Source organism: Paenibacillus oryzae, assembly GCF_001675045.1.
In the GTDB taxonomy this organism is placed as follows: Bacteria; Bacillota; Bacilli; order Paenibacillales; family Paenibacillaceae; genus Pristimantibacillus; species Pristimantibacillus oryzae.
In genome coordinates, this window is sequence record NZ_LYPA01000076.1 from 145,064 (window position 1) to 153,070 (window position 8,007).

General features: G+C 43.8%; 9 protein-coding genes. 3 read left to right on the plus strand and 6 right to left on the minus strand.

Annotated elements, in window-relative coordinates; all coding sequences use genetic code 11:
* Nucleotides 1-106: 106 nt before the first annotated feature.
* Entirely contained in the window at nucleotides 107-415 is a 309-nt protein-coding gene (locus tag A7K91_RS23175) for a hypothetical protein (protein WP_068686855.1), read from the plus strand.
* A 91-nt stretch (nucleotides 416-506) separates the two neighbouring features.
* On the plus strand, nucleotides 507-1,316 hold the full coding sequence (locus A7K91_RS23180; RefSeq protein WP_068686856.1) for an imm11 family protein: 810 nt from the start codon (nucleotides 507-509) through the stop codon (nucleotides 1,314-1,316).
* A 295-nt stretch (nucleotides 1,317-1,611) separates the two neighbouring features.
* Here A7K91_RS23180 and A7K91_RS23185 read toward each other — a convergent pair whose 3' ends face one another.
* Genes A7K91_RS23185 through A7K91_RS23200 form a run of 4 tightly spaced genes read right to left on the minus strand, consistent with a single transcriptional unit; the run spans nucleotide 1,612 to nucleotide 5,623 of the window.
* A complete protein-coding gene (locus A7K91_RS23185) occupies nucleotides 1,612-1,830 on the minus strand; it encodes a hypothetical protein (RefSeq protein WP_068686857.1) in 219 nt (72 codons plus the stop codon).
* Nucleotides 1,831-1,868: 38 nt separating this feature from the next.
* Entirely contained in the window at nucleotides 1,869-3,062 is a 1,194-nt protein-coding gene (locus A7K91_RS23190) for a Ger(x)C family spore germination protein (protein WP_068686858.1), read from the minus strand.
* Between the two features lie 21 nt (nucleotides 3,063-3,083).
* Nucleotides 3,084-4,190: a GerAB/ArcD/ProY family transporter gene (locus tag A7K91_RS23195; RefSeq protein WP_068686880.1), complete on the minus strand. Its 1,107-nt coding sequence runs from the start codon at nucleotides 4,188-4,190 to the stop codon at nucleotides 3,084-3,086.
* 20 nt (nucleotides 4,191-4,210) lie between these two features.
* Nucleotides 4,211-5,623 carry a spore germination protein gene (locus A7K91_RS23200; protein ID WP_068686859.1) on the minus strand — a complete coding sequence of 471 codons (1,413 nt, stop codon included), beginning with the start codon at nucleotides 5,621-5,623 and terminating at the stop codon, nucleotides 4,211-4,213.
* A 209-nt stretch (nucleotides 5,624-5,832) separates the two neighbouring features.
* On the opposite strand from A7K91_RS23200, the gene A7K91_RS23205 reads away from it, so the two are divergent.
* A complete protein-coding gene (locus tag A7K91_RS23205) occupies nucleotides 5,833-6,555 on the plus strand; it encodes a gamma-glutamyl-gamma-aminobutyrate hydrolase family protein (RefSeq protein ID WP_068686860.1) in 723 nt (240 codons plus the stop codon).
* Nucleotides 6,556-6,664: 109 nt separating this feature from the next.
* Here A7K91_RS23205 and A7K91_RS23210 read toward each other — a convergent pair whose 3' ends face one another.
* Nucleotides 6,665-7,261, minus strand: a complete 597-nt coding sequence (locus A7K91_RS23210) for a hypothetical protein (protein WP_068686861.1) — start codon at nucleotides 7,259-7,261, stop codon at nucleotides 6,665-6,667.
* Between the two features lie 22 nt (nucleotides 7,262-7,283).
* Nucleotides 7,284-7,901: a hypothetical protein gene (locus A7K91_RS23215; RefSeq protein WP_068686862.1), complete on the minus strand. Its 618-nt coding sequence runs from the start codon at nucleotides 7,899-7,901 to the stop codon at nucleotides 7,284-7,286.
* Nucleotides 7,902-8,007 lie beyond the last annotated feature (106 nt).

The following is an 8,007-nucleotide window of genomic DNA, read 5'->3' on the forward strand; positions in this document are numbered from 1 at the left end:
TGTTGTTTACGTGTGGATTTGTAACGGACTGTTTTTTTAACATGTAAACACTAATTATTAGATTGAGCCTTATTATTACGATGTCTTTTCATAAAGGGATGATCCAATGAAGATTTGGTCAATGCAAGTTGATGATTATAATATGACAGTTTGTTCTGAAGATCATAATCCAGCAGATTATTCGGCTAGTCTAGAAGGCCTTCCTGTTACAAACTGGAATACTGCTCAATTGAAAATATGGAAGAAAGGAAAGAATAGAGATTTTGTTGGTTTTCTTAATGGCGGAATGTTGGTTTTAAGTGATAAAGCAATAGAGGTTATAAAAGGATTTCTTGATCCAAATGTTCAATATTTAAATTGTGTAGTTAAGAATTATAGTACTAAGCTGACGTTAGTTAATGTCGTAACAATATGATTCCAACTTTGTCAACATTCAAATGGCATGTCGCTGAGCGATCAGATTTCTAAAAAAGGTATTAATATTAGCAATGTAAAACGGAGGAGTTATGAAAGTTTGGAAATTAAGCACCCATAATCGAAATGTTGAATTAAATACTGTCAGAAACGATTATTATGAATATCAGGATAATTTTGATGGGAACCAAATCCTTGATTTAGTAAAGCCACACCTAATGGTTTTTAAAAAAGGAAAGTATTATGATTTTCCTTATTTCACTAGTGGAATTCCAATTTTTAGCCTGAAAGCAATCGATCTTTTAAAAGTATTTTTAGAAGACAATGTCCAATTTTTTGATTGCACGGTAGAGAATTACGAAATGCCTATAAAGATGCTTAATATAACAAATTTAATTGATGCAGTAGATTACTCACAATCTGTACCTTTTTTACTATTATGGAGAAAGTGGAGTGGCTTTAAAAAACTGAGCTTTTTGAAGACAAAGGTAAGTGAACAACATATTTTTAAAATTCCAGAGTCATACAAGACAAATGTGTATGTTTCAGATTACTTCCGTGATACGGTTCTGAACTCTAAGCTTAAAGGCTTTGTGTTTGATGAAGTATGGAACTCTGAAGATATAGACGAAACGGCTAATGCTAAACAAAGACAATACAAGAAAATGGTTGGGGATATTGAAAGGGAAAAGGGGGAAGAGTTGGATTGGGAAAATGCAATGAAGTTTGTTTTAAGTGGTAGCGCAATAAGATGTGCAGCTTGGAAAATACAGGCGAAAACGGATGTACTAATGCTTGGGAATCTTAACCTTGATGCTGGGTACAGTTGGACTAAAGCTAACAATATGATTCCAACTTTGTCAACATTCAAATGGCATGTCGCTGAGCGATCAGATTTTTAGGTGCTTCACATTCGTTTATTTTGACAGCGAAAACAGCTCTTTTTTTTGGCATAAGGGAAATACAACACGGGGCTGTCCGAAAAATCAAGCGGAACGAATAATAATTCAGAAGAGAGGACCGGAGGGGAAAGGGTGACTTGAGGGCGAGTTTTTTGTCCGCTTTAATCCACTAAAAAATATGATCGAAATAAAGGGGATAAAAATGTTTGAGCTTCCAAGACACCATTTTCCGGTAGGTACCGGTTTTGCTGAATCATTATTCACTGTAGCAGACTTTTCGGACAGTCCCGTGACTTTATTTCATCATTTTATCCAGCTTCCCGAAAAGAAGCTTTATTAATTGCGTAGGTCCAGGCAGGTTGGGATAGATGAGAAGCGTCAGCGCAAGTGTGGCACTAACAAGCGTAATTCCCGTTGTGATTGCCCGCATCTTTTTGCTTTTGCTGCCTCGCCACTCGCCCCAAATAATAATTACTGTGAGGATAAGAATGCCTAACGTGGATAAAATCTTCATGGCAACACGCCCCTCCTCCCATTTTGAGCCTCTGCTGCTTAATTGGACGCTTGATGCGGTATACCTTGAGGCTCAATTGATTTTCCTGTATCGGTAATAATTACATTTCCTGTAATTTCAACCTCCATGTTTCGGTAAATGGTTAACCAGTTCTCCTGATTCTTCTTCCATATTCCAGCATTGTAACGACGGAACTGATCGGCAAATTTATAAATGTCCGCTGACAAATCCTTTTGAGCAAGCTGGAGCGCCTGTTCGGCAAGCTCCTTGAAGCGATTTAGCCATGCCTCCTCAACCTTAGATAGCATAACGGGATTGGCCAAATCGTAATTGGTTGTATTGAGCACAACCTCACCCTCGCTTTCAATATGAACGCCCATGCCCCATGTACCGTTAACAATGCTTGGCGTTAATTTTGTTTTAACTTTATTCATACGGATAGAAAATGCTCCTTTAACCTGCGGTAGCTCTATAGGCATGATAAAGTTGTTTAATTCGTTGCTAAGCAAAAGCACTCCTACACTTACAGGCTCCAAGGCCGTTTTTACATAGTAGCCGTCCTTAAAAAGGCTGATGCCTTTTGCATAAGGGGTTGTCGCCAATTTTTTTTGTCCGGGATCGGCGGGGGAAATGAGCATGCGGGACAAAATAGCCGAGCCGCTTGGACTGGCAATGGATTGAGCAAGCTCAAGCAATGTCACGCGGGAGCCCAAGCCCAAATTAGCCATCTCGCGCAAGGATTCCGCCGAGCTCCTCTCCAGCGGATCGAGCAGTGCCAGCACCTCCTTGGCCTCTCCTCCGCTGGTGAATACATAAGCATGCTCCCGAAATTGGGGGTAGCGGAGAAGAAAATCGAGATATTCGCGCAGTCCCTGCTTACCCGCTTGCTCGCTGATGACAACTACCTCGCAGTGCCCCCAGAACATCTCCCGCGACACCTTTCGTTGCAAGCGATTCAATGCCTCTGCAATCGTGCTTCCTTCAGCTGTTCGTATCATGGTTACTCCGCTTGGACTGCTTTCCGAGCTGCCGGTGCTGCTCACGCTTCCACTTTTGCGGGGAATAAAAATTTGAGCAGTCAGCTCAACCTTTTGGTGGGAGTAGTCAATGCCGGTAGCCAGAACAATCGCCAGATCATTAATTTCGTTTCGATCCCAGCAGCCGGATAACAGAAGACCGCATAACAGCGAAAGAAAAAAAGCAAGGGAGTATTTAATTCCTTTGGTTTTCATGTTCCACAGCTCCCTTATTGTTCAGCTTCGTTTCTTTTTTCGGCCCAGCATCCTTTTCAGAAGGGCTATCAGGTAAAGGGCTGCTGGCAGTACCAACAAAATGACCAAGGTGTATACGTTCGCGGAAGTGCTGACAAGACTGGAAGCCCCGGGCCGGTCGGAAACAAGCCAATAGGTAAAAACCATGCATAAATACGATAGCGGGAATACAAGCGGCTTATAGCTCTTCACGCCAAGCCATTGGGCTGCTGTAATTGTGAATATGTAGAGAAAGACGGATATTTTAACAAAGATGCCAAAGATCCAGATGGCAATAACAATTGCCTCAATGTGCTGCAAAAAATCGGCTATCGTAATGTAACGAGCAGCGATCATAACAGGATAGGCAAAGCTGTCCGTAAGATCGCCTAACAAAAAAAGACAAAATAGATTGGTAGCCACCATGGCTATTGCGGTCACAACGAGAGAGCTCAGCATAATTGGCGTAACATTTTTCCTGTTATGAACAAACGGAAGAAGGAAGGCCAATACTATGTATTCGCTAAACCAGGCAGCGGGAGAGACTGCACCTTTGAGGGTGGGGAGCAAGCCTTTTTCCATAAAGGGCAGCAGTTCCTTTGGGTTCAGCTCACCGATCAGCAAAACAAAGATCAAGCACAGCAGGAACGCAAGCAAAGTTACAAATATTTGCGAGGTTCTGCCTACTACTTCAATGCCAAGCCTGACATTCAGAGCGCAAACCGCAGTCATTGTGCCCATAATGACAAACAGCGGTGTCTCCGGCAATGCATTGCTGGAAATAAATTCGCCGTATACCCGAATAATCAGACCGATGAGATGAGGCCAATAGAAAAAAAAGACAAAGCCAAACAGCTTCCCGGGGAGCCAGCCGAGTACTTGCGAGCTGACCTCGATAATCGTTTTTCCGGGATAAAGTGAGTTTAAGCCCAGCGATATACCAATTGCCGCCACTCCTACAACCGAACCCCATATTGGCGACAGCCACATGTCATGGCCTGCATAATGCATGGTCAGACTTGGTACGGATAAAATAGCGGTGGCCATAATGGTGGGAAAGATCATAATGGCAAGCTGGGAGGCCGAAATCTTTCCTTTATCAGGAAGCATAATTAAAACTCCTTTGCTGCTTATCGTGACTTGCTCCATGGAATGGAACGCCACCACACGTCCTTAAGCTTCCCGGCTGAAGTGGGGGCAATAGGCGATAGATAAGGCGTCCCGAATGAGCGCAGACTGCTCAGGTGGATTACGAGCAGAATGATAGCAAGTATGATGCCGGTCAAACCCAGCGTTCCCGCCAGCAGCATAATTGGAAAGCGGAGCAGCCGGGTGGAAATGCTTGCCGAATAGCGCGGTACCATAAAAGAAGCAATGCCCGTCAGCGCAACGATAATAATCATAGGCGCCGATACAATGCCGGCAGTGGTTGCGGCTTGTCCGATAATAAGGGCGCCCACGATGCTGACGGCAGAGCCGATCTGCTTGGGCAAGCGTACTCCCGCCTCCCTCAGCGCCTCAAACGAAACCTCCATAATCAACGCCTCTACAAGCGCGGGAAACGGAATTTCCTCACGAGCCCTGGCTATGCTTAGAAGCAATACGGTCGGAATCATTTCCTGATGAAAGGTTGTAATAGCGACATAGAATGATGGCAGCAATAGCGACATAATGTAAAAAATGTATCGCATCCACCGAATAGCTATGCTTATGTAGATGTTCTGGTAATAATCCTCGGGGGATTGCAGCATGGAGGACAAGGTGATGGGTGCTACCAGACTGAAGGGGGTTCCGTCCACCAGAATAACAAAACGCCCCTCCAGCAGATTGGAGACAACAACATCAGGACGCTCCGTCGCCAGCATTTGCGGAAAAGGAGAGAAGCGCTCATCAACAATGCCTTCCTCGATGGAATGGCTCTCCAGCACATAGTCGATTTTTAAGCGGCTAAGCCGCCGCTCCACTTCTTGAACTAGCTCCGGTGAAATAAGCCCCTCCACAAAAGCCAAAGTCACCTTTGTATTCGTATATGTGCCCATTGTAATGGTTTTGGATTTGAAGCTCGCTATTTTCAGTCTCATCCGAAGCAGCGCCAGGTTGCTCTCCAATGATTCTGTAAAGCCGTCACGCGGGCCCCGTACGGTAGATTCCGCAGCAGGTTCCTCGGTTGTCCGGCCTATGTTTTTGGAGAGTGCATAAATGGTGCCATTTGACTCGCCCTCCATAAGCAGCAGAGCAAAGCCGTCAAGAATGGCCTGCGATGCCTCCTGTAGGGTATAGACAAGCTGGGTTGAGGAGACGGTTGGGGAACCGCCTTCAGTCTCGGCCAATGGTTTAAGTACTTGCCTCTCAATCCGTTCGGCGTCGCATAAGCCCACGCAAAAAATGCAAACGGCGGAAAGGCGGCTGTTGGTTTGGAAGGTATGGAAGACCATATCCGAACAGTCTAAAAAAATGCTTTGGAGCCTGGCCCCGTCGATTTCCGGCTGCCCGGTAATGACGGTGCCATCGCTGCTGCCTCCCGCTCCTTGTCGCTTGCTCATCCATGTCCCTCCCTGCATTTTTATCAAAATAATGTCCAATAGATAGTGAGTATGCTGTGCAGGGAAAAGGGAAATTATGCATAAACCATTTTTTATCGCCGTTTAAGGATAACTGAATTGGACGTTTGGCAAAAAACGCAATTATAATAAACGAATAATAGATATATAAAAGATGAAAAGATGACAAACCGATCGCGAGGAGGGCAAATATGAAAAAACCGATCATTGGCTTATTGCCCCTGTACGATAGGGATAGGGACAGTTATTGGATGCTGCCGGGATACATGAAGGCGGTAGAAGCCGCAGGAGGAATTCCGGTTATGCTGCCCATGGCGCCGGATGAACTGGACATAAAAGCTTTGTCGGAGGCCTTTGACGGCTTTTTGTTTACAGGGGGACATGACATTAACCCATTGCTGTATGGTGAAGCATTAGATGCGGCATGCGGGGAATTGTGTCAGGAGAGGGACAGGCTGGAGCAAGCTTTGTTTCAATATGTTTTAGAGCTGGATAAGCCGGCTTTTGGTATATGCCGAGGGTTGCAGCTGTTTAATGTATTGCTTGGCGGAACGCTTTATCAGGATTTGCCCTCGGGTCGAATAACGGAATTAAACGTCAAACACCAGCAGCGACCGCCTTACAATAAACCTGTTCATTCTGTAACTCTTCAAAAAAACAGTCTCTTGTACAGCATTTTGGAAAAGGAAGCTATTGCGGTTAACAGCTATCATCATCAAGCCATTAAAGAGCTCGCTCCAGTGCTGCAGGCGTCTGCTCTTTCGGAGGACGGCCTGGTGGAGGCGGTTGAAATGCCGGACAAAACCTTCCTTTGCGCTGTGCAATGGCATCCGGAATTCAATTTTACAGAGGATGAGGACAGCATGAAATTATTCAGGCATTTTGTGGCTGCATGCTCTGGCAACATGAAATGACAGATAAATAAAGGGGTGTCCGAAAAATCAAGTGGTACGAATAAATATTCACTTCAACAGACTTTTCGGACAACCCCTTGCTTTTAGGGAATGAACTTCGGTTCTTACTTTACTCCAATTCAATTGTATTAAAATACGTCTGGATAACATCTGCTTTTAGAGCTTTGAATTGTTCGTTATGCTCTTGAACCGCCATTTCCTTCAAATCGCTTTGGTCAACGTTAAACTTGCCTTGGTGAAGTGCGTGTACCCAATAGGCTTCTTTATTTTCATCCCAATTCAGAAATAAAAGATAGCTTGCTCCAGGGGCTGCTTTACGATAGTCTTCTGAATAATATTGTGTCTTTCCAACGCTGGGAAACTTGTTTTCCATAGTAAACGCAGGTTCGATGATAGTAATTGAATCTTGATTGCTTAAGGATTCTCCATCATTTTTAATGACATGTTCAACATTGACTTCCGTCAATGAATAGCCATCCAAATATTCGCCTTCAATAATAACTGCCTTTGATTCAGAGGTTACATTGGCTAACACGACCAGTTCAACATCATCATACAAATCTTTTGCACTATCATATACAGCATGATTGAAATGACCAAGAGGAGCTTCTTTGAGCGTTGTTTGGTCGTAGTAAACGTAGATTGATATCAGAGCTAACACCAATATCATAATGAAACTTGATAAAACTTTATTTTTCATAAGCATATATCGATCCTCCCAATATATATTATGGAGCCGGCCACTTCCATACTAAATGATCAGCATCAGTCGACGTAGGGGAGTTAAGAGATATTTGACCTGATTTCATCCAATGATTGCCTGTATGTGCGGGATAGTCTTCGAAGTGACTCAAACTCATAGCATGACCTGTTTCATGGCCAGCATTATGATTTCTCTCTGCAGATGTGAAATTAGCGCTAGTCATTCTGCCGTAATCCAAGCGGATTCTAGTCATATCAAAATTAGTTCCTGACATAACGCTTGTTGGGGAAAGGAATGAGAGTTTTCCGTTGCTGTTGCGGTCCCAAAAATCTGCAGCTCCAAAAACACCTGATCCTAGTTCATTGTTTGTAACATAATATTTTATTTCGGCATCGTCTGCATCAGAAGTCTCAAAAAGGAAGATTCCTGCATTCGGGACAGCATTCCAGTTTGTCTTTGCATTAGTAATTGAATTAGTATACCCGTAGCTTGCAACAGATGAGTCAAGCCAGTACTTAAATACCCCCCCAGTTCGATTTTTCCCGCCTAAAACATGATTGCTGGAATAATCTGCACTAACCATGGTGGATCCTAAAAATAGGAGAGAAATGGTGGTCAACAAAACAATGCGTTTTTTCTTCATTATTCAAGTCTCCCTTCACATTCAGACATGACTTATGCAGTTCGTCCCAATTGATGGAAGTTTCATAGGTGTCATGCAAATGTACTCAAAAATCCTGAAAACCCCT

Excerpts from the sequence above, each read along its gene's own strand:
- A7K91_RS23175 (WP_068686855.1), top strand. The coding sequence starts at position 107 with ATGAAGATTTGGTCAATGCAAGTTGATGATTATAATATGACAGTTTGT.
- A7K91_RS23180 (WP_068686856.1), top strand. The coding sequence starts at position 507 with ATGAAAGTTTGGAAATTAAGCACCCATAATCGAAATGTTGAATTAAAT.
- A7K91_RS23185 (WP_068686857.1), bottom strand. The coding sequence starts at position 1,830 with ATGAAGATTTTATCCACGTTAGGCATTCTTATCCTCACAGTAATTATT.
- A7K91_RS23190 (WP_068686858.1), bottom strand. The coding sequence starts at position 3,062 with ATGAAAACCAAAGGAATTAAATACTCCCTTGCTTTTTTTCTTTCGCTG.
- A7K91_RS23195 (WP_068686880.1), bottom strand. The coding sequence starts at position 4,190 with ATGCTTCCTGATAAAGGAAAGATTTCGGCCTCCCAGCTTGCCATTATG.
- A7K91_RS23200 (WP_068686859.1), bottom strand. The coding sequence starts at position 5,623 with ATGAGCAAGCGACAAGGAGCGGGAGGCAGCAGCGATGGCACCGTCATT.
- A7K91_RS23205 (WP_068686860.1), top strand. The coding sequence starts at position 5,833 with ATGAAAAAACCGATCATTGGCTTATTGCCCCTGTACGATAGGGATAGG.
- A7K91_RS23210 (WP_068686861.1), bottom strand. The coding sequence starts at position 7,261 with ATGCTTATGAAAAATAAAGTTTTATCAAGTTTCATTATGATATTGGTG.
- A7K91_RS23215 (WP_068686862.1), bottom strand. The coding sequence starts at position 7,901 with ATGAAGAAAAAACGCATTGTTTTGTTGACCACCATTTCTCTCCTATTT.